Annotated in this window: 22 protein-coding genes; 10 read left to right on the forward strand and 12 right to left on the reverse strand. The window is 61.5% G+C overall.

What is annotated here, in order from left to right; translation table 11 throughout:
• Window positions 1-62: 62 nt before the first annotated feature.
• From AB7C87_RS01970 to AB7C87_RS01985, 4 genes are all read left to right on the forward strand, one after another.
• A complete protein-coding gene (locus AB7C87_RS01970) occupies window positions 63-308 on the forward strand; it encodes an AbrB/MazE/SpoVT family DNA-binding domain-containing protein (protein ID WP_369727722.1) in 246 nt (81 codons plus the stop codon).
• The gene (locus AB7C87_RS01975; protein WP_369727723.1) at window positions 305-688 is read left to right on the forward strand and encodes a PIN domain-containing protein; all 384 of its coding nucleotides are present in this window, start codon (window positions 305-307) and stop codon (window positions 686-688) included. Before AB7C87_RS01970 ends, AB7C87_RS01975 begins: the two co-directional genes overlap by 4 nt.
• A 330-nt stretch (window positions 689-1,018) precedes the next feature.
• The gene (locus AB7C87_RS01980; RefSeq protein ID WP_369727724.1) at window positions 1,019-1,279 is read left to right on the forward strand and encodes an antitoxin VapB family protein; all 261 of its coding nucleotides are present in this window, start codon (window positions 1,019-1,021) and stop codon (window positions 1,277-1,279) included.
• Window positions 1,276-1,668: a type II toxin-antitoxin system VapC family toxin gene (locus tag AB7C87_RS01985; RefSeq protein ID WP_369727725.1), complete on the forward strand. Its 393-nt coding sequence runs from the start codon at window positions 1,276-1,278 to the stop codon at window positions 1,666-1,668. Before AB7C87_RS01980 ends, AB7C87_RS01985 begins: the two co-directional genes overlap by 4 nt.
• Before the next feature lie 104 nt (window positions 1,669-1,772).
• Here the strand turns inward: AB7C87_RS01985 and AB7C87_RS01990 are convergent, their stop codons facing one another.
• On the reverse strand, window positions 1,773-2,030 hold the full coding sequence (locus tag AB7C87_RS01990) for a type II toxin-antitoxin system RelE family toxin (protein WP_369728372.1): 258 nt from the start codon (window positions 2,028-2,030) through the stop codon (window positions 1,773-1,775).
• 76 nt (window positions 2,031-2,106) lie between these two features.
• Window positions 2,107-2,391: a ribbon-helix-helix domain-containing protein gene (locus tag AB7C87_RS01995; RefSeq protein WP_369727726.1), complete on the reverse strand. Its 285-nt coding sequence runs from the start codon at window positions 2,389-2,391 to the stop codon at window positions 2,107-2,109.
• 227 nt (window positions 2,392-2,618) lie between these two features.
• Here AB7C87_RS01995 and AB7C87_RS02000 point away from each other — a divergent pair, with 227 nt between their 5' ends.
• Both AB7C87_RS02000 and AB7C87_RS02005 read left to right on the forward strand, forming a co-directional pair.
• A complete protein-coding gene (locus AB7C87_RS02000) occupies window positions 2,619-2,858 on the forward strand; it encodes a hypothetical protein (protein ID WP_369727727.1) in 240 nt (79 codons plus the stop codon).
• The gene (locus tag AB7C87_RS02005) at window positions 2,855-3,208 is read left to right on the forward strand and encodes a type II toxin-antitoxin system PemK/MazF family toxin (protein WP_369727728.1); all 354 of its coding nucleotides are present in this window, start codon (window positions 2,855-2,857) and stop codon (window positions 3,206-3,208) included. The genes AB7C87_RS02000 and AB7C87_RS02005 overlap by 4 nt, the downstream gene beginning before the upstream one ends.
• A gap of 434 nt (window positions 3,209-3,642) precedes the next feature.
• Here AB7C87_RS02005 and AB7C87_RS02010 read toward each other — a convergent pair whose 3' ends face one another.
• Window positions 3,643-3,966: a chorismate mutase gene (locus tag AB7C87_RS02010; RefSeq protein WP_369727729.1), complete on the reverse strand. Its 324-nt coding sequence runs from the start codon at window positions 3,964-3,966 to the stop codon at window positions 3,643-3,645.
• On the reverse strand, window positions 3,963-4,835 hold the full coding sequence (locus AB7C87_RS02015; protein WP_369727730.1) for a shikimate kinase: 873 nt from the start codon (window positions 4,833-4,835) through the stop codon (window positions 3,963-3,965). The genes AB7C87_RS02010 and AB7C87_RS02015 overlap by 4 nt, the downstream gene beginning before the upstream one ends.
• A gap of 268 nt (window positions 4,836-5,103) precedes the next feature.
• Here AB7C87_RS02015 and AB7C87_RS02020 point away from each other — a divergent pair, with 268 nt between their 5' ends.
• The 4 genes from AB7C87_RS02020 (at window position 5,104) to AB7C87_RS02035 (ending at window position 8,101) form a co-directional block, all read left to right on the forward strand.
• A complete protein-coding gene (locus AB7C87_RS02020) occupies window positions 5,104-6,018 on the forward strand; it encodes an NAD(P)/FAD-dependent oxidoreductase (protein ID WP_369727731.1) in 915 nt (304 codons plus the stop codon).
• A 145-nt stretch (window positions 6,019-6,163) separates the two neighbouring features.
• Window positions 6,164-6,601 carry a DUF5796 family protein gene (locus tag AB7C87_RS02025; protein WP_369727732.1) on the forward strand — a complete coding sequence of 146 codons (438 nt, stop codon included), beginning with the start codon at window positions 6,164-6,166 and terminating at the stop codon, window positions 6,599-6,601.
• A gap of 2 nt (window positions 6,602-6,603) precedes the next feature.
• The gene (locus AB7C87_RS02030; protein ID WP_369727733.1) at window positions 6,604-6,849 is read left to right on the forward strand and encodes a DUF7508 domain-containing protein; all 246 of its coding nucleotides are present in this window, start codon (window positions 6,604-6,606) and stop codon (window positions 6,847-6,849) included.
• Window positions 6,850-7,036: 187 nt separating this feature from the next.
• The gene (locus tag AB7C87_RS02035) at window positions 7,037-8,101 is read left to right on the forward strand and encodes a polyprenyl synthetase family protein (protein ID WP_369727734.1); all 1,065 of its coding nucleotides are present in this window, start codon (window positions 7,037-7,039) and stop codon (window positions 8,099-8,101) included.
• Window positions 8,102-8,257: 156 nt separating this feature from the next.
• On the opposite strand, the gene AB7C87_RS02040 is transcribed toward AB7C87_RS02035, so the two are convergent.
• The 8 genes from AB7C87_RS02040 to AB7C87_RS02075 form a co-directional block, all read right to left on the reverse strand.
• Window positions 8,258-9,067, reverse strand: coding sequence for a CBS domain-containing protein (locus AB7C87_RS02040; RefSeq protein WP_369727735.1), 810 nt, complete (start codon window positions 9,065-9,067; stop codon window positions 8,258-8,260).
• A gap of 71 nt (window positions 9,068-9,138) precedes the next feature.
• Window positions 9,139-10,641, reverse strand: a complete 1,503-nt coding sequence (locus tag AB7C87_RS02045) for a DHH family phosphoesterase (RefSeq protein ID WP_369727736.1) — start codon at window positions 10,639-10,641, stop codon at window positions 9,139-9,141.
• A gap of 50 nt (window positions 10,642-10,691) precedes the next feature.
• On the reverse strand, window positions 10,692-12,215 hold the full coding sequence (locus AB7C87_RS02050; RefSeq protein ID WP_369727737.1) for an NADH-quinone oxidoreductase subunit N: 1,524 nt from the start codon (window positions 12,213-12,215) through the stop codon (window positions 10,692-10,694).
• The gene (locus tag AB7C87_RS02055; RefSeq protein ID WP_369727738.1) at window positions 12,215-13,744 is read right to left on the reverse strand and encodes a complex I subunit 4 family protein; all 1,530 of its coding nucleotides are present in this window, start codon (window positions 13,742-13,744) and stop codon (window positions 12,215-12,217) included. The genes AB7C87_RS02050 and AB7C87_RS02055 overlap by 1 nt, the downstream gene beginning before the upstream one ends.
• Window positions 13,741-15,777, reverse strand: coding sequence for an NADH-quinone oxidoreductase subunit L (gene nuoL / locus AB7C87_RS02060; protein WP_369727739.1), 2,037 nt, complete (start codon window positions 15,775-15,777; stop codon window positions 13,741-13,743). Before nuoL ends, AB7C87_RS02055 begins: the two co-directional genes overlap by 4 nt.
• A 1-nt stretch (window position 15,778) precedes the next feature.
• Window positions 15,779-16,084, reverse strand: a complete 306-nt coding sequence (gene nuoK, locus AB7C87_RS02065) for an NADH-quinone oxidoreductase subunit NuoK (protein ID WP_369727740.1) — start codon at window positions 16,082-16,084, stop codon at window positions 15,779-15,781.
• On the reverse strand, window positions 16,081-16,554 hold the full coding sequence (locus tag AB7C87_RS02070; protein WP_369727741.1) for a hypothetical protein: 474 nt from the start codon (window positions 16,552-16,554) through the stop codon (window positions 16,081-16,083). Before AB7C87_RS02070 ends, nuoK begins: the two co-directional genes overlap by 4 nt.
• The gene (locus AB7C87_RS02075) at window positions 16,551-16,832 is read right to left on the reverse strand and encodes an NADH-quinone oxidoreductase subunit J (RefSeq protein ID WP_369727742.1); all 282 of its coding nucleotides are present in this window, start codon (window positions 16,830-16,832) and stop codon (window positions 16,551-16,553) included. Before AB7C87_RS02075 ends, AB7C87_RS02070 begins: the two co-directional genes overlap by 4 nt.
• Window position 16,833 lies beyond the last annotated feature (1 nt).

Genomic DNA, 16,833 nt, shown 5'->3' on the forward strand with positions numbered 1-16,833 from the left:
TCTGTACCATCGAATCCATACTGGTGGTAAGATTCTTTGTTTATGGTACCCTAGTCATATCTATGTCAGCAGAAACGGACGGGCAGGGGAGGCTGTATATCCCCAAAGACGTCCGAGAAAAATACGGCGAGAAGTACCACATCGTTACGTACGAGGACAGAATCGAGCTCGTTCCGGTTGCAGACGACCCGCTCGCTGCAGTCCGCGAAGCGGCAGGCGAATTGCGTGATGCGCCCGTCGACGATATTCGCGCGGACATCGAAGCAGAAGCGAAAGCTGAGGCCCGCGAGAACGGAGACGATAGATGACGGTCTACGTCGAAACCGACTTTTTACTCGCGCTCGCCAAAGACTCAGACTGGTTGCAGCAATCAGCAGAAGAAGCACTCGATGAGTACGACGTAGAAACGTCGGCGTTCTCCTATCTCGAACTCCTTCTCGCCCGAGAACGGTACGAGTTTGATTACGTCCCACTCGTGGCAAATCTGCTCGAGCTCGTTCCTATCCGGGACGAGGAAGAACGACAAATCGTTCTGAAGGCCGTCAACTACTACGACGAGGGGATGACAGCGTTCGATGCGTTCCACGCCGCGACTGCAGAAACACGGACGCTCAACGTGTTTTCATCGGAGAAAGACTACGAAGACATCGAGGTGGAACGAGTTCCGCTAGAACCGACTGATGAATAACGAAACCCCCCGTCGCGTGCTACCGATTCTTACGTTGCTCGACCTTGTTCAGGTCTCTATAGTAACAACTGCAACGATTTACACACTGATCGCCGAGCTCACGGATCACTGCGTTCCCCGCTCGCTATTCCGCGGTTCTCACTCACTTTGCTCGTGCCGAACCGCGCTTTTCGTCTGGCGATCAGGTGTGCAATGACTTGCAGTGGCTACTATAGCTCACGTTACACTGTTTCGTGTACTTTGCCGGTTTTTCGCTACGTTGCACCGAGCCGATCCGGAATTGGCTTTGCACCAGTATTTTTAAGCGTGCATGTAGTACTGTGTACTACGATGGCGACGAAAACGATTTCACTCGACGAGGAAGCTTACGAGCGGTTGAGGGCCCGAAAGAAAGAGGGGGAAAGCTTCAGTGAAACCGTCAAGCGCCTTGCTGGAGAACGATCGTGGAACGAGGTTACAGGCATTCTCTCCGAGGACGAGGCGGCAGACCTCGAGACCGCTATCGAGGAGGGACGAACGAAATCCAGAGAACGGAGTGACCGTCTCACGGCGGAGTTAGACGAGGCCGTAATCGACGAGACGTCGGAATGATTCAGGACACATCGTTCATTATCGACCTATTACATGGTGACGAAAGCGCAAAACGACTTCTCGATATCGTCGAAAAAGAAGCACGACCACAAAAAGTGTCCTCCGTGACGGTTTTGGAACTCTACGAGGGCGTTGCTCGGTCTCAAACGCCGGAGACGAAGCGAGAGCGAATTCTCGAGATACTGGAAACGAAGCACGTCGTGAGTGCCGATCAGACCGTGATGCGAAAAGCCGGAAAACTCTCCGGTGAGCTAATTAATGACGGTGAACGAATTGAACGAGAAGATTGTATTATCGCTTCGACCGCGCTCCTCAACGACGAACCAATTATCACGAGAAACACGAAGCACTTCGGACGTATCGACGGCCTCGAAGTACGGTCTTACTAAAGCCTCGAGTGAAGTGCTACCGATTCTCGCGCTGCTCTACTTTGTTCAGGTCTTGGACTGATGTTCCAGACCTCGTCTATTTTGCCGGTTTCTGCGACGTCTACTCAGTCGTCGTCAGCGGTATACGCGCCTCCGCGACGTTTGATTCGAGCAACGACCATTCGGTACTCGTCTTTGTGAAAAGTGACTGCAAGACGGAACTCACCGATACGTACCTTACGACGTGGACTGTTCTGGAGTGGTTCGCCATAGTCCGGTGGGTCGCGCCACGGAGAATCGACGATTTCGTCGAGTTTGTTGATAATGCGTTGCTGGTGAGACGAACTATGTGAGGCGATTCTCGGTGAATCTATGATTCTGATTCACCGTTGCTCGTTCTGACTGAGCGCATCGAGGTCGTCCTTTGCGTTCGATGCGAGTTCCCACGCCCACCCGTCGTCACTCATTCGTGTCGCCAGTACCGAATCGTTCGCGCGCTTCTTCGGCGCTCATCGTCCGTTCTTCACGAACGTCCTCTTCAGCTTGGAGGAGTGCAACGAGCTCATCGCGGTCGAACGTAGGATGTTCGACGGCATCGCGTAAGGTATACCGAATAAATTCGCTCCGGCTGTTGAATCCTCGTCCTTGCCACGTGTCTTCGATCTCGTTGAGAAACGACCGTGTGACTTTGAAGTTTACCGTGACGATCTCGTCCTCGCCGTTGTTTGTGGCCGCTTCGGACATACGTCTGTATTACTTGTGTGTTACTGTAGATGTTTCGGCGTCCGAACGCTGAAGCTATTGGCGAGGAGAAACAGTAGTAAATCCGTGAAATTAGTGTCGTTTGCTACCGATTCTCGCGCTACTCAACCTTGTTCAAGTAGATGAAATCCATGGTACGAGTCACAGAAAATATCTGCCGTGGGTAATAGTGGGCAATACTTATTCAGCCGTAGGTCCAAGTCGGTAACATGACGAAAGTAGATGCTCAGGACCTACGAACTAACGAGACAGATGACCGAGGTCGAATCTATCTCGGAACGGAGTATGCGAACAAGCGCGTAACCGTCGCTGTCGTCGAAGTAGAATCAGATCATCCCGACGAGGACGAACTGGCTGTCGCGTACCGCGAGGCTTCTGAGGGTGCGGAAGAACTTGCGGATGAGTGGGACGGCGCGTCGGACGAGGCGTGGAGTGGGCTGGATAAATGAGCGAGGAGTCGGAAATTCGTCGCGGCGACGTGGTTATCCTACGGCTTGATCCTGCGGAAGGGCACGAGATGAAGAAAACTCGCCCTGCGGTAGTCGTCCAGAACGATGTTGGGAATAAAAATGCTAGTACGACTATCGTTGCGCCTGCGACGGGGACATATCGTGGCTATCCGTTCGAGGTTCTCGTTGAAGCAGCGGAGTCGCCGTTCGAGAAAGATTCCTCGATTCGCCTCGATCAAATTCGTGTCGTTTCCATCGAAAAACGGATTCACTCGGTGCTTGGAAGTCTCGACACAGAGTCGATAGAGGCAGTGGACGAAGCGTTGAAACTGAGTCTCGGACTGGACTGACGTATCTGCTGTGGTAATAGTGCGTGCGTGTATCGGTTTGGCTCTTGTTAGACCCTTGTTTACAGAAAAGTTATAATTCTGTCTACCTGATCGAGCAATATATCCACACTTCGATCTGCTCTTTTCGATTGGAACCTGGATCGAGTAACGAGAGTTGCTGTTAGCGGGATTGCCGTCTTCCTCGCAGTTCGATTCACTGATGGGTTAGTGGTGGGACTCGGAGTAGCAGTCGGGTTGGCTGTGGTACTCGATATTCCGTGGTGGCTGTACGACCGATATGCGCAGTCAGAACAGTGATGTACTCGCATGTGTAGTGTCCGCTAGCCCCGGTGATCGGTCACGGCTCATACACTTCGATAGGAACCAACTGAACAACAATCGAAGGTTTCTGAGTGCATATCACGCGGTACAGGCCCTCAAAAACTCGCTTAGTGCTATCTACTATCCCTTTGCTCGACCTTGTTCAACTCGATCAGTAGTCGGAATATCGCCTTCACGAGGTTCGCGTCGACCTCGAACTGCTCGGCGTTGTCACCCGCCCGATCCATCACCTGCTGTTCCTGTGATTCGTCGGTCGTCGGCAGCCCCTTCTCGTCTTTGACCTGGGCGATGGCGTCCGCGACGTACGTCCGCTGGGCGATCAACTCGACGATCTCGCGGTCGATCGTCTCGATCTCCTCGCGGAGTTCGTCCAGACTCATCTCCTCCGGCGATCGGTCCCTCGTCTCGTCTCCCGTGGCTGTGGATTCTCGAGTCATATCGTTCGTGCTCCGTCGGTTCGCGTTTGTAGTAGTCGCGTCGTTCCGTCCCGGTCGCCCCACCGCTCCGAGACCGCCTCGAGTGCCCCTCGATCGCCGACCGCGACGTAGCTCGGTCCCGTTCCGGACAGCGAGACGCCCGTCACGTCGGGCAGAGCGTCGATCATCGGACCGGTCGAAAAGCCCAGAGCCCCACAGAAGGCGAAGCCGTTGACTGTCATTGCCTCGCCGTATCGCCCCTCGAGGGCCAGTTCGGCCACGAGGTCGGCCATCGGCGCGATCCGTTCACACGCCGAAACGTCCGCGTCGGCGCTGTAGGATCGCTCGGGTGGGTTGTAGACGAGCGCGTGCCAATCGACTTCGTCACGAGCGAGCAACGCGTCGGTCTCGTTGTCGGTGACCGTGACGCCGCCGAGCATGCTCGCGCTGGCGTCGTCGAACGCACCGGTCACGGTAACACCCGCATCTCGAGCGGCACGGACGCCGAGTCGGCAGGCGTCGATTCGCTCGACGGCGTCGGCGACGGCCAACGCGTCGAGCGTCGCGAGCACCGTCGCGTTGGCCGCGGCGCTCGAACTCTTCAGCCCACCGGCCATCGGGACCTCGCTTTCGGTTCGGACGCGCGCGCCGACGGTCGACGCCTCAAGGCCCGCCGTCTCGGCGTACTCGTCGATCGTCACCTCGACGCAACGCTCGATGAGCGTCGTATCGGCGTCGGGTTCTCCGTCGACGTCCCCGACGACCTCGCCGTCGTCGGTGAGTTCGACCGTGGCTGTCGTCTCGAGGTCGATCGCGAACGCAGAACCGGTTCCGGTGGCGAGCGCGTTGAGAACCGTTCCAGCTGCGGGTGCGACGGCGCGGCCGTCCATACGAAATCACTCACAGAGGGCGTATTTACGGCTGACGGTCTCGACAGATGGTGTCTCCTCTTGGAGAGGCGCCGCAACTCCGTCTGAACCCATTTCGGGTCAAATCCCGAGCGGCGTGGTCGCGTCGACTCTCCGATCTCGAGGAGCGCGTCTCGGTCGACGATCGGATCGACAAACGGTACAGTTCCAACGAAAGACGCTCTGCCATCTTTAATAATTCCATGGGCAGATTTAATAATGCGTCATCCGATGATCCGGAGAAGAGACTATGAGCAAACGAGGCCACTACGATTCGGTCGTCATCGGCGGAGGCCCCGCGGGGCTAAGTGCCGGGCTGTTACTGGGGAGGTCGGGGCGAAACACAGTAGTGTGTGACAGCGGCGAGTATCGGAACGATCCGTCGACGCACGTCTGGAGTTTCCTCACGCGCGACGGAGTGTCACCGAGCGAATTTCGCGAATTGGGTCGTCGAGAGGTCGGCTCGTACGAAACCGTGGAGTATCGACCGGACAGAGTAACCGACGTCGAGGCCGTCGCGGACGGGTTCGCGGTAACGATCGGAGACGCGGAAGACGTTTCGACCCGGACGATCGTTCTCGCGACTGGTCTATCCGACGCGATTCCCCCGATCCACGGAGTCGACGATCTGTGGGGAGAGCGCGTGTTGCACTGTCCGTACTGTCACGGGTGGGACGTGCGCGACGAATCGTTCGCCGTATTCGCGCCGAACGAACAATTTCTCCACTACGTGAAGATCCTCCTCCAGTGGAGTGACGACCTCACGGTACTCACCCACGGTGAGTCGTGGATCACCGATGAAACGAACGACGCGTTCGACGCGAACGATATCTCGGTGGTGGACGACCCCATCTCGCGCGTCGATAGAACGGACCGTGGACTGAACATCTCCCTCGAGAGCGGAGAGACGCTCGCTCGAGACGTCCTCTGGGTGTATCCCGATTCCACCCAACGGAGCCCGATCGCCGAGTCGCTTGGCTGTTCGTTCACCCAGGAAGGGATCGTCGAAACCGACGAGCGCGGTCGGAGTTCAGTCGACGGCGTCTACGTCGCTGGAGACGCCGGCCGGCCGTCCCACCAGGTGAGCTTTGCCGTGAGCGACGGGGCCATGGCAGGTATTACGATCAACGCCGATTTGGCCGCCGAAGAGTTCGGCTCGCGATGATCGGGAGCCGACACAGGCGCCGAACACCTCGAGTCGTATCGTCGTGAAAATGAGTTCAGCAACCGGGAACGGCCGACGGATCCGACGGTCGGGCACGGCCGCGAGAACGCACCGCTTTTCCCCTGTCCGATCGAATCTCGGGGCGATGAGTACACGGAGCAACGTCGCACCCAGTACGATCGGCGTCGACTTCGTCGAGGGCGGCGTCGTCGTCCAGTACCTCGACGGACGGGAAGTCTTCTACCACGGACCCCCAAAGCCCGTTTCAGGCTCGATCAAGACCCCGCCCGGCAAGGACGTCCACGTCCTCGTCACCGACCCCGACGGCGTCGAGGGGGTCATGACCTACGTCAACGACCGCGACACCCACGACGGCATCCTCGAGACGACCGGCGTTGGGCGCGTGATGCTCGAGAGCGACGACGAGGAGGTGTTGTTCCCGGGCGTGACGGTGTCGACGGAGGCGTACTCGATCCGCGTCGAGGCGGACCTCTCGGCCGTCGACGGTCGGGTGTTCGTCTTCGCCGAAGACGAGATGAGCGAACACGCCTACGAACTGGTCGACGAGGAGTACGACGCCTGACAATGGCGCTTCAGAAACCCTGGCGCGACCTCGATCGGTCGACCGTCTCGAGTGCGCCCGATCGTCCCGGCGTCTACGAACTCGGCGATTCCTCGGGCGCGATTTTGGCGGTGGACCACGGCGTCCTCCGCGACGAACTCAAGACGGCGCTGGCCTACGGCGACGGCGACCGGGTTCGCTGGACGGAGACCCACACCCTCGAGCGAGCGCGCGAGGTCGCGACGGACCACCGCGACCGTCTCGAGTGACAGATCGTCCTCGACGGTGGCTGTCCACTCGAGCGCCGGAAAGTCGTCTTCGAGGGTGCAAACCGCGGCCCACTGCCTTCCTCTCGCACCGTCGATCGTGCAAGAATCCGCCAATGTATAATCCGTTCAACCAGTCTCGTACACGAATAACTGAATCTTTTTTACCCCGCTCACTCTCGAGACGGGTATGCGGGAGACGCTTGCCGAGTGGCGGCCGGCCGTGGACGACGCGATCGATGACCTCGTCCCACGGGAGATCGACGCCGAATACCTCGAGTCGTTTTTCGGCGAGCCGACCTACGAGTACGATCCCGAGGGGATCCAGCGGGCGCTGTCGGATCCCCTCTGGGATCTGCTCGATCGGGGCGGCAAACGCTGGCGTGCGGTGCTCTTTCTCGTCTTCGTGGAGGGGTTCGGGCACGATCCGACGGAGTATCTGCCGTACGCGTGTATTCCGGAGATCCTCCACAACGGGACGATCATCGTCGACGACGTCGAGGACGAGGCATCGATACGACGGGGGGAACCGGCGTTACATCACGTCTACGGACAGGACGTCGCGTTGAACGCAGGAAACGCGATGTACTTTCTGCCGTTGAAGATCCTGACCGAGAATCCGGCCGGTCTGCCGGCCGAGCAACGACTGGCGGCCTACGAGATGTTGATGTACGAGCTCAATCGCACCCACCTCGGCCAGGGGATGGACATCTGCTGGCACAACGAACGCGAGGTTCGGATCACGCCCGAACAGTACCTCGAGATGTGTGCGTGCAAGACGGGCTGTCTCGGCCGTATCGTCGCCCGACTCGCGGCGATCATCACCGACCAGCCATCCGAGGTCGAGGAAGCCGTCGCCAACTACGCCGAGTTGACGTCCGTCGCGTTCCAGATCGGCGACGACATCTTAGACGTCGAGAACTCGCTCGGCCGGGCCGGCGAGTTCGGCAAGGAGTTCGGTAACGACGTCCGCGAGGGAAAAAAGACCTTGCTCGTGATCGACGCGATCGAGGAGAGCCCACCCGGACGAGCCGAACGCCTCCAGGCGATTCTCGAGGCCGACACCAACACGGACGAGGAGGTCCTCGAGGCGCTCTCGATCATCGAGGAGGCCGGAAGTATCGACGACGCTCGCGAACGCGCACTCGAACTCGCCGAACAGGCTCGCGCGGAGATCGATGGGCTCGATCTCGACGAGGAGACGTCCGAAAAGCTTCGGGAGTTTACCCGCTTCGTGGTCGACCGAGACACCTGAGACGGTTCAGCACAGATCAGTTCCGGTGAGACCGCGACCTGGGCGGTGGTCTCACCCGTAGATCGCGACAGTAATCCGTACGACGATCGCTTGTCGGTGGCTGAACCGGTCTGGCCGGTCACTTCTGGTCTGGTCGCTCACTTCTGGTCTGGTCGCTCACTCTCGGTCTGACTGGAGACGTTTCGTCGTCTGGACCAACGGGTGTCGGGCGTAGTCGACGACGTCGATATCCTGAATCCCCTCGAGACCCTCTTTGGCCGCCGTCTGTGCCATACCGAGATCGATCTCGCGGTCGATGACGATCACGTAGGCGTCCATCTCGTCGATACCCAACTGGTCCGCCGCGAGCACGCGGTGGTGGCCGTCCGCGAGCAACAGCGTCCCGTCGTTGTCGATCACCACCAGGGGTTCGGCCAGCCCGCGTTCGAGTTCGTAGCGCCGGCCCTCGAGTTCGTCGGCGTACACCCGTCCCTGCGTCGGCGTGAGTTCGGTAAGCGGGACCGTTCGACGCTCTTCTTCGAGGTCGATACCGTGGATCTGCTCGAGCGTCCGCATCAGTTTGCCGACCTTCTCGGGGGTTGCGCGCTCGATCTGGCTCCGAATCACGTCCGCGTTCGAGATGATTCCGACGAGGTTCCCGGCGTCGTCGACGACCGGGAGTTTCTGGATGCCCGAGCGAAGGATAACGCGAGCCGCGTCGTTGACTTTCATCTCGGGGTGGGCAACGAGAAGGTCGGTCGTCATCACCTTGAAGATCGGCTCGCCGTCCTCGGCGAGCAACAGGTCGCGGGCGCTGACGAACCCCTCGACGCGACGGCGCTCACAGACGGGAAAGCCGCTGTGTTCTTCGCTCTCCGCGATCCGCGTTGCAACCGACCCGACGGTGGTGTCGGGCGAGACCGTCACCACGTCCCGAGTCATATACTCCTCGACCTGGGGCTTTCTCCTGTCCGACGCGACGTCCATACGCGGATCGTAAGCGGTCCGTGCGCAAAAGCACTGTTACCGAGCGCTCGAGTACCCTGCCTCGCCGGCGACTACGCGGACTCGCCGCCGTCGGGATCGCCTGCCCGGGTGAACAGCCACTCGCTGGTCTGCGTGTAGGCGCCGACGGGAACGCCGGGCCGGGTCTCGATCGCCTCGAAAAACCGGTTGGTGATAACCTCCTCGACGACGCTGACGATCGACTCCATCTCGTCGGCGTCGTCGACGTCCCCGAGAATGCCGATCTCGAGTTGGGCGCCGGCCATATCGGCGTGGCCGCCGGCGCTCCCGATCCGATCGAAGGCGTCCCGAAGCGTCTCCCCGAGATCGACGTCGCCGGCTCGCGAGCGCGCGGAGAGAAACGCCATCTCGTCTTTGAATCCGAACACGAGCGTCGTGTCGACGCCGTCCATCGCGAGCAACTGATCCGCCGCCTGGGGCAACGCATCCCGGTTCGTGATCCGTCCGGCGCTCGCGACGACGATCGGTCCGTCCTGCGTTCGGTTCTTGATCGCGCGAGCGATCGTCTCGAGCGTATCGCCCTCGATCGTCGGCTGTTCGACCCGCTCGAGGACGGTCGTGTCGACGTGGGGCCAGAGGATCGACGCGGCACGGAAGTCCGCCGGCGAGACTTCGCGGGTGAAGTCGTTCGTGTCGACCCTGATACCGTACAGTAACGCGGTCGCCGTCGTCGGATCGAACGCGAGGTCGAACCGGTCGACGTACTCGGTCATGACCGTACTGGTTGCGCCGGCGTGTTCGCGCAGGTCGACGAATCCCGCCGACACAGGCCCCCGTGGGGGGTGATGATCGATCACGACGTCCACGACGAGGTCTTCGGGAAGTTGATCGTTGACCCCTGGCCTCGAGTGGTCGACCAGCGCGAACGCGCCGAAGCGCTCGAGGGAATCCTCGGATGAGAGATTTCGGAGGTCGAGCGAGAGCAGGTTGATCATCGCTCGATTCTCCTGGTGTGAGATCTCCCCGAAGTAACACGCCTCGGCCTCGAGGCCGAGGGATTTGGCGATGTCGACGAGCGCAACCGCGCTCGCGATCGCGTCCGGATCGGGGTTGTCGTGCATGACGACCGCCAGCGGGTCGTCGATTGCCTCGAGGTGAGAACGAAGCTCGATCGCCGTTTCGGCCGACGGGCAGGCGATCTCGTCGAGGACGCCGTCGACGAGCGCGTCGTTCGGATCGACGACGTGGTCCGCGAGTTCCTCGAAGCTCGTCCGGTCGGCCGCGGTCGGGTTCCCGCCGACGTGTGCGACGATCGACGCCTCGGAGAACCGATCCCTGGCCGCCTCGAGCGTCGCGCGGTTGCGGTCGGTCCGGTCGCCGCCGACGAAGATCGCGTCCGGCCGCTCGACGTTTCCGAGGACGTCCGAGTCGGTCGGATCGCCGTGACGTGCCGGAACGCTCTCGTCTCGAAGCGCCCCGACGACGCTCTCGTCGTCCGTGACGACCAACAACCGGCCGGAACCGTCGCGCTCGGCGAGCTGTTCGACGACCTGGCGGCCGACAGTCCCACAGCCGAGCACGAGCCGGAAAACCATCTGTCGCGGGTTGGAACGCCGCCGGGTAAAAAGTACCGGGTCCGAGCCGGTCAGGCGATCATTGCCGCCGCCGCATCGAGGGCGGTCTCGACGACCGGTCCGAAACCGGGAAGCAAGACTGCGGTCATCACGGCGGCGAAGACGATCGCGGCGTACAGCCCCGTCGGCTGTGCGAGCGAGTCGCGTGTGGCGGGGGGCTCTTCGAACCAGACCGCCTTCACCAATCGCGAGTAGTAATACAGCGAGAGTGCGCTGTTGACGATCAGCGCGGCCGCGACGAGCAACAAGCCGGCCTCGATTGCTCCGGTAAAGAGGAAGTATTTGCTGAAGAACCCGCCCAGCGGCGGGATGCCCGCCAAGCTGAACATGAAGATGACGAGCGCGAAGCAGGCCACTGGTGCCCGCTGGCCCAGGCCGTTGTAGTCTTCGAAGGTCCGGCCGACGCCCCAGTGTTCGGCCAGCGCGACGAACAGGAACGCGCCGGTGTTCATGAAGCCGTAGACCAGCAGGTGCATCATCGCCGCACCCATCACGAGCTCGCTTCCCGCACCGAGTCCGGCGAGGCCGATCAGGGCGTAGCCGGCGTGACCGATCGAAGAGTACGCGAGCATCCGTTTGACGTTGTTCTGGGTGGCCGCGGCGAAGTTACCCACCGTCATCGTGACGATCGCCAAGATGACGAACGCGAGCGTCCAGTCGATACCGATCAGCGCCGAGGTCGCATCGAGCGGGAACGCCGTCGTGAACACGCGGAACGCGATCACGAAGCCGGCGGCTTTCGATGCCGAAGAGAGAAACGCCGAGATCGGGGCGGGCGCCCCCTCGTATGCCTCAGGTGCCCAGAAGTGAAACGGGACGCTTGCGGTCTTGAACGCGAAGCCGCCGATCAGCATGAGGATCCCGAGTCCGAGCAGTCCGCCGTAGGCAAACTCGCCGTTTGCGGCACCCGTCTCGAGTTGGGTCGCGATGGCGTCCAGTTGCAGGTATCCGGTCGCACCGTAGACCAGCGAGATGCCGTAAACGAAGATGGCCGACGACAGCGCGCCGATCAAGAAGTACTTCAGCCCCGCTTCGATGCTTCCACGATTGTCCTTCAGGATCGCGACGAGCGCGTACGACGGCAGGCTCGCCAACTCGAGGGCGATGAAGATGGTGACGAGGCTGTTGGCCGCGGCCATCGTCGCCATCCCGGTCGCCGCGAGCAAGACGAGCGAGTAGTACTCGGCCTGGTAGGCGTGGCCCTCCATGTAGTCGTAGCTCGCGACCGAGACGAGCGCGGTGACGACGGCCACGATGATCATGAAGAACAACGCCATCTGATCGACGACGAGCTGGCCGTCGAACAGTTCGATGACGCCGAATCCTTCGAGGCCAGATGCGCCGACGCCGGCGGCGGTAAACCAGACGGCGACGACGAGCGAGGCCAGCGAGCCGACCGCGGCGGTGCCGGCGAGCAACGTCCGGTTCGTCGACCGCGGATTGATGCTATCGAAGACGAACAGCGCGAGCGCCGTCCCCGCGAGAATCAGTACCGGCGCGAGTGCCGCCCACTCGGGGAGTTCGACGACCGCCATTACAGCTCACCTCCGTCGAGGATCGGATCGACTGCGTCGGTTATCATCTCGAATATCAGTTCGGGGGCCACGCCCAGGGCGATGATCAGCCCGAGCAACACGAACATCGGCGCGACGTCGTGAAGCGGGGCTCGACCCACCTCGTAGTCAGTTTCTAAGTTGTACGGTCCGAAGACGGCTCGTTGCATCGCAAACAGCAGGTAGCCGGCGACGACGACGATGCCGAACATCGCGAGCGCGGTGAATATCGGTGCGTACTCGAGGAATGTCGACCCAAACGAGCCGAAGAAGATGTAGAACTCGGCGGCAAAACCGGACATAAGCGGCAGTCCCATGTAGCCGAACGCACCGGCGATGAGGATGCCGACGGCGACGGGCATTCGGTCGGCCATCCCGGACATGTCCGTGACCATCCGGGTGTGGGTGGCGTTGTAGATGACGCCGACGGCCATGAACATCAGCCCGGAGATCAGCCCGTGAGAGACCATCTGGAACGTCGCGCCGCCGATCCCGAACTGGGTGAACGCGATCAGTCCGAGGATGACGTACCCCATCGACGAGACCGACGAGTAGGCGACGATCCGCTTTAGGTCCGTCTGTGCGAGTGCGAGCATCGCGCCGTAGATGACGCTGATCACGGCGATGGCCGCGATCGGAAGCACGAACGGTTCGATGATCTCCGTCGGGAACATCGTGAAGTTGAACCGGAGTAAGGCGTACGTCCCCATCTTCAGGAGGACGCCGGCCAGCAACACCGAGGCCGGCGTCGGCGCCTCGACGTGAGCGTCGGGAAGCCACGTGTGAAACGGCACCACCGGAACCTTGACCGCGAACCCGACGAACATCGCGACGAAGACGGCAGACGCAAGCGTCGTCGCACCGAGACCGTAGAAGCTCCCGAGTTCGCCCGCCGCCATGGCGGCCGTGATTTCGGGCAGGGCGAAACTCGTCACGGAGTCGCCGAGGCCGAAGACGAGCGCGATGAACGCACCGAACATCAGAAGCGACGCCACGTTCGTGTAAACGAAGAACTTGATCGCGGCGTACTTCCGGCGCGGGCCGCCCCAGATCCCGATCAAGAGGTACATCGGGATCAACACGGCCTCCCAGAAGATGAACCAGAGGAAGAAATCGAGCGCCGCGAAGACGCCGATCAGGTTCGCCTCGATGAAGAGTACGAGCCCGTAGAACTGGGACTCGCGCTCGTCGATCGGCGTCCACGAGCTAACGATCGCCAGCGTGACGAGGATCGTCGTCAACACGACCAGCGGCAGGCTGATCCCGTCGAGGCCGACGAACCACGTGATGTCGTACGCGCCCAGCGTGATCCACGCGGCTTGGGACTCGAAGGCGAGATCGCCCCCGAGCAAGGCGTTTCCGCTCCCGTCGAACGCGGTGAACATCCACAGCGACAGCGCCGCGGGGATCAAGCTGATCGCGAACGCCAGCTTCCCGGCGATTCGATTCGGCGCGAGGAACGTCGCGAACGCGCCGATCAGTGCGACCCCGATCAGTATCTCGATCATCATAGGAACCACCCTCCAGCATAGCCGAGGACGAGCAACAGGACGATGAAGCCGGTCACGAGGAGTGCGGCGTAGTTCGTCACGATACCCGTCTGGATTCGTTTCAGCCGATCACTGCCGAACAGACTCGCGGTCGAGACGCCATCCACGGCGCCGTCGATCGCGGTCTGATCGAACCGGTCGGCCGCTCGAGCCAGCGGTAACGTCACGCCTTCTGCGAGCCAGACCTGGTACTCGTCCTGGTAGTAGTTGGCCTCGACGACGTCGCCGACGCGGCCGAGTCGGTCGCGGTAGACGACCGGCTCCGGGACGTTGTACAGTTTCCAGGCGACTCCGGCACCGGAGAACGCGAGCAACAGCGAGAGCCCGGCGGCAATCATGACTGTCAGCTGTTCCGTGCCGACGACGCCGGTCTCGTAGGCGAGTAACTCGCCGTAGGCGCCGTACGTCAGTCCCTCGATTGCGCCGTACTCGCCGTCGAGCCAGGACTCGAGGAACGTCAACTCGAGGCCGGTGAGCTTGTACACCGGCGCGAGGTTAGCGACGCCCGCGACGACCGCGAGGACGCCGAGGACGATCAACGGTGCCTTGATCGACCAGCCGATCGGATGTGGATCCTCGGCCGCCTCGGATCGCGGCTCGCCGTGGAAGGTCAAAAAGACCATCCGGAACGTGTAGAAGCCGGTGAAGAAGACGGCCACGAGGCCCATCGCGTACGCGGCCATGATCACTGGCTCCTGTAAGCCGACGATAAACGCGTCGTAGAGGATCTCGTCTTTGGACCAAAAGCCCGAGAACGGGATGATCCCCGCGAGTGCGAGGGCGCCGGCGAGGAACGTGTAGTAGGTGACGGGCGCTTTGTCCTTCAAGCCGCCCATCTTCCACATGTCCTGTTCGTGGTGCATGAGGACGATGACGGCCCCAGCACCGAGGAACAGGAGCGCCTTGAAGAAGGCGTGATTCATGAGGTGGAAGACGCCGGCGACGTAGCCGCCGACGCCGAGTCCCAACATCATGTAGCCGTACTGGCTGATCGTCGAGTACGCAAGCACCTGCTTGATGTCGTCTTTGACGACGCCCATCGTCGCCGCAAAGAGTGCGGTGAAGCCGCCGACGAACGCGATGATCGCGAGCGTCGTCGGGGAGAGCGCGTAGTAACCGAACATTCGGGCGACGAGATAGACGCCGGCGGCGACCATCGTCGCCGCGTGGATGAGGGCGGAAACCGTCGTGGGGCCCTCCATCGCGTCGGGCAACCAGGTGTGAAGCGGGAACTGTGCGGACTTGCCGAGTACGCCACCCAGCACGAGCAGTCCCGTGATCGTCACCCACGTCTGCGCGTCGAAGCCGAACAGGGTTGTGCCGTCGTCGATGGCGGTCTGTGCGGCGGCGACGAACGAGCCGTCGCCGGCGAACTGAAGCGTTCCGAACGTCGCCGCGATGGCGACGACCCCGATCAGGAAGAAGTAGTCACCGAAGCGGGTGACCAGAAACGCCTTCTTCGCCGCCGAGGGAGCGGATTTCGTGCGGAACCAGAATCCGATCAGCAGGAACGAGCACAGTCCCACCAGCTCGAAGAACATGAACGCCATCAGCAGGTTGTCCGCGTAGACGAACGCGAGCATGCTGAACGTAAACAGGCCGAGTCCGGCGTAGTACCGCGGCAGGCCGGTCTCGCCCTCGGCGTTCATGTAGCCCAGGCTGAAGACGTGGACGAGGAACGCGACGAGCGAGACGATGACCAGCATCAACGCGGCGAGCGGGTCGATCAGGATACCGAACGTGAACTCGACTCCCTCGACACCGGTCGCACTGGTCGCATCGCCCGCCGCCCACTCGTACAACGTCTCGTGATACACTTCGCCACCCGCGACGGCCACGAGCATCAGCGCCGAGAGGAGCAACGAGCCTCCCGTCGCGAGGATACCCGGTATCGCACCCTTCTTCGGCAACTGTTTGCCGAAGACGAGCGCGACGACGAACGCCACGAGCGGGAACACCGCGATCGCCGGCGCGAAGTCGAATACACCTTCCATCTTACCACCTCATCGTCGTCGGAACCGTGACGTCGACGTCACGGAAGTTTCGGTACAACACCAGGATGATTCCCAGGCCGATCGCGACCTCTGCGGCCGCGAGTGCCATCACGAACAACGCGAGCACTTGTCCGGAGAGGTTGCCGTGGTAGAACGCGAACGCGATCAGGTTGATGTTCGCCGCGTTCACCATGAGCTCGACGGACATCAGAAACATCAGCGCGTTTCGGCGCGTCAGAATACCGAACAGCCCGATGCAAAACAGCAACATCGAGAGGAGGACGTAGGCTTCGATCCCGACAGTCATCGGGACTCACCTCCCACACTCGAGTCGCCGGTCGCCGTCGACGCGTCGGAGTCGGCGCGGCCGCCGTCGGTGGCGGTCGACCGGTCGTCATCGGCTCCAGTTCCGGTTGGACTCGAGGAAGCCGGCGTCTCGGTGCCTCGAGTGGTGAGCGCCGTGACGGACTCGCCGCCTTCCTCGCGTTTCGCGAGGACGAGCGAGGCGTCGAGTGCGGCGTCAAGCGTGATCGCGATCAGCAAGAACGCGGCGAGGAACGCCTCGGTCTCGCCGATCGCACCCTCCTCGGATTGCAACGGCTCGAGGTCGAACATGGCGTAGCCGATCTCCGAGGTGATCGAAATCCCCTCTGGAAAGCCGACCATTCCACTGAACTGCGTGTTCAACACGATCAGTCCCATCGCACCGAAGAGGACGACCGCGAGGAGACCCGGGGCGAGCGTGCGACCGAGTCTGAGTTCCGGCCGGGTCGTCATGGCTGTGCCACCTCGTCGGTGTCCGTGGCTGTCTCGGGTTCCTCGCGCTGGGTCAACATCACGGCGAACGTGATGAGGATGAGCACCCCGCCGACGTAGACGAGGACCTGCATCATGGCGACGAACTCCGCCGCCAACATCACGTAGTGGACGGCGACGCTGAGTAACGCGACGCCGAGCATCAGCGCCGAGTGCCAGGGGTCCTTCAGGAGGACCACGCCCAGCGCGCTGGCGACGGTCACGAACGCAAACAGCGCGAACGCGATCGTTTCCATCATT

Origin of the sequence: Natrarchaeobius versutus, from assembly GCF_041205745.1 — an archaeon.
Classification (GTDB): Archaea; Halobacteriota; Halobacteria; order Halobacteriales; family Natrialbaceae; genus Natrarchaeobius; species Natrarchaeobius versutus.

What these genes read in the sequence shown, in the direction of transcription:
- AB7C87_RS02010 (WP_369727729.1), bottom strand. Translation starts at nt 3,966, where the DNA reads ATGACTCGAGAATCCACAGCCACGGGAGACGAGACGAGGGACCGATCG.
- nuoK (WP_369727740.1), bottom strand. Translation starts at nt 16,084, where the DNA reads ATGACTGTCGGGATCGAAGCCTACGTCCTCCTCTCGATGTTGCTGTTT.
- AB7C87_RS02040 (WP_369727735.1), bottom strand. Translation starts at nt 9,067, where the DNA reads ATGGACGTCGCGTCGGACAGGAGAAAGCCCCAGGTCGAGGAGTATATG.
- AB7C87_RS02025 (WP_369727732.1), top strand. Translation starts at nt 6,164, where the DNA reads ATGAGTACACGGAGCAACGTCGCACCCAGTACGATCGGCGTCGACTTC.
- AB7C87_RS02075 (WP_369727742.1), bottom strand. Translation starts at nt 16,832, where the DNA reads ATGATGGAAACGATCGCGTTCGCGCTGTTTGCGTTCGTGACCGTCGCC.
- AB7C87_RS02000 (WP_369727727.1), top strand. Translation starts at nt 2,619, where the DNA reads ATGACGAAAGTAGATGCTCAGGACCTACGAACTAACGAGACAGATGAC.
- AB7C87_RS02070 (WP_369727741.1), bottom strand. Translation starts at nt 16,554, where the DNA reads ATGACGACCCGGCCGGAACTCAGACTCGGTCGCACGCTCGCCCCGGGT.
- AB7C87_RS01970 (WP_369727722.1), top strand. Translation starts at nt 63, where the DNA reads ATGTCAGCAGAAACGGACGGGCAGGGGAGGCTGTATATCCCCAAAGAC.
- AB7C87_RS02020 (WP_369727731.1), top strand. Translation starts at nt 5,104, where the DNA reads ATGAGCAAACGAGGCCACTACGATTCGGTCGTCATCGGCGGAGGCCCC.
- nuoL (WP_369727739.1), bottom strand. Translation starts at nt 15,777, where the DNA reads ATGGAAGGTGTATTCGACTTCGCGCCGGCGATCGCGGTGTTCCCGCTC.
- AB7C87_RS02035 (WP_369727734.1), top strand. Translation starts at nt 7,037, where the DNA reads ATGCGGGAGACGCTTGCCGAGTGGCGGCCGGCCGTGGACGACGCGATC.
- AB7C87_RS02015 (WP_369727730.1), bottom strand. Translation starts at nt 4,835, where the DNA reads ATGGACGGCCGCGCCGTCGCACCCGCAGCTGGAACGGTTCTCAACGCG.
- AB7C87_RS02005 (WP_369727728.1), top strand. Translation starts at nt 2,855, where the DNA reads ATGAGCGAGGAGTCGGAAATTCGTCGCGGCGACGTGGTTATCCTACGG.
- AB7C87_RS01985 (WP_369727725.1), top strand. Translation starts at nt 1,276, where the DNA reads ATGATTCAGGACACATCGTTCATTATCGACCTATTACATGGTGACGAA.
- AB7C87_RS02055 (WP_369727738.1), bottom strand. Translation starts at nt 13,744, where the DNA reads ATGATGATCGAGATACTGATCGGGGTCGCACTGATCGGCGCGTTCGCG.
- AB7C87_RS01995 (WP_369727726.1), bottom strand. Translation starts at nt 2,391, where the DNA reads ATGTCCGAAGCGGCCACAAACAACGGCGAGGACGAGATCGTCACGGTA.
- AB7C87_RS01975 (WP_369727723.1), top strand. Translation starts at nt 305, where the DNA reads ATGACGGTCTACGTCGAAACCGACTTTTTACTCGCGCTCGCCAAAGAC.
- AB7C87_RS02030 (WP_369727733.1), top strand. Translation starts at nt 6,604, where the DNA reads ATGGCGCTTCAGAAACCCTGGCGCGACCTCGATCGGTCGACCGTCTCG.
- AB7C87_RS02050 (WP_369727737.1), bottom strand. Translation starts at nt 12,215, where the DNA reads ATGGCGGTCGTCGAACTCCCCGAGTGGGCGGCACTCGCGCCGGTACTG.
- AB7C87_RS02045 (WP_369727736.1), bottom strand. Translation starts at nt 10,641, where the DNA reads ATGGTTTTCCGGCTCGTGCTCGGCTGTGGGACTGTCGGCCGCCAGGTC.
- AB7C87_RS01980 (WP_369727724.1), top strand. Translation starts at nt 1,019, where the DNA reads ATGGCGACGAAAACGATTTCACTCGACGAGGAAGCTTACGAGCGGTTG.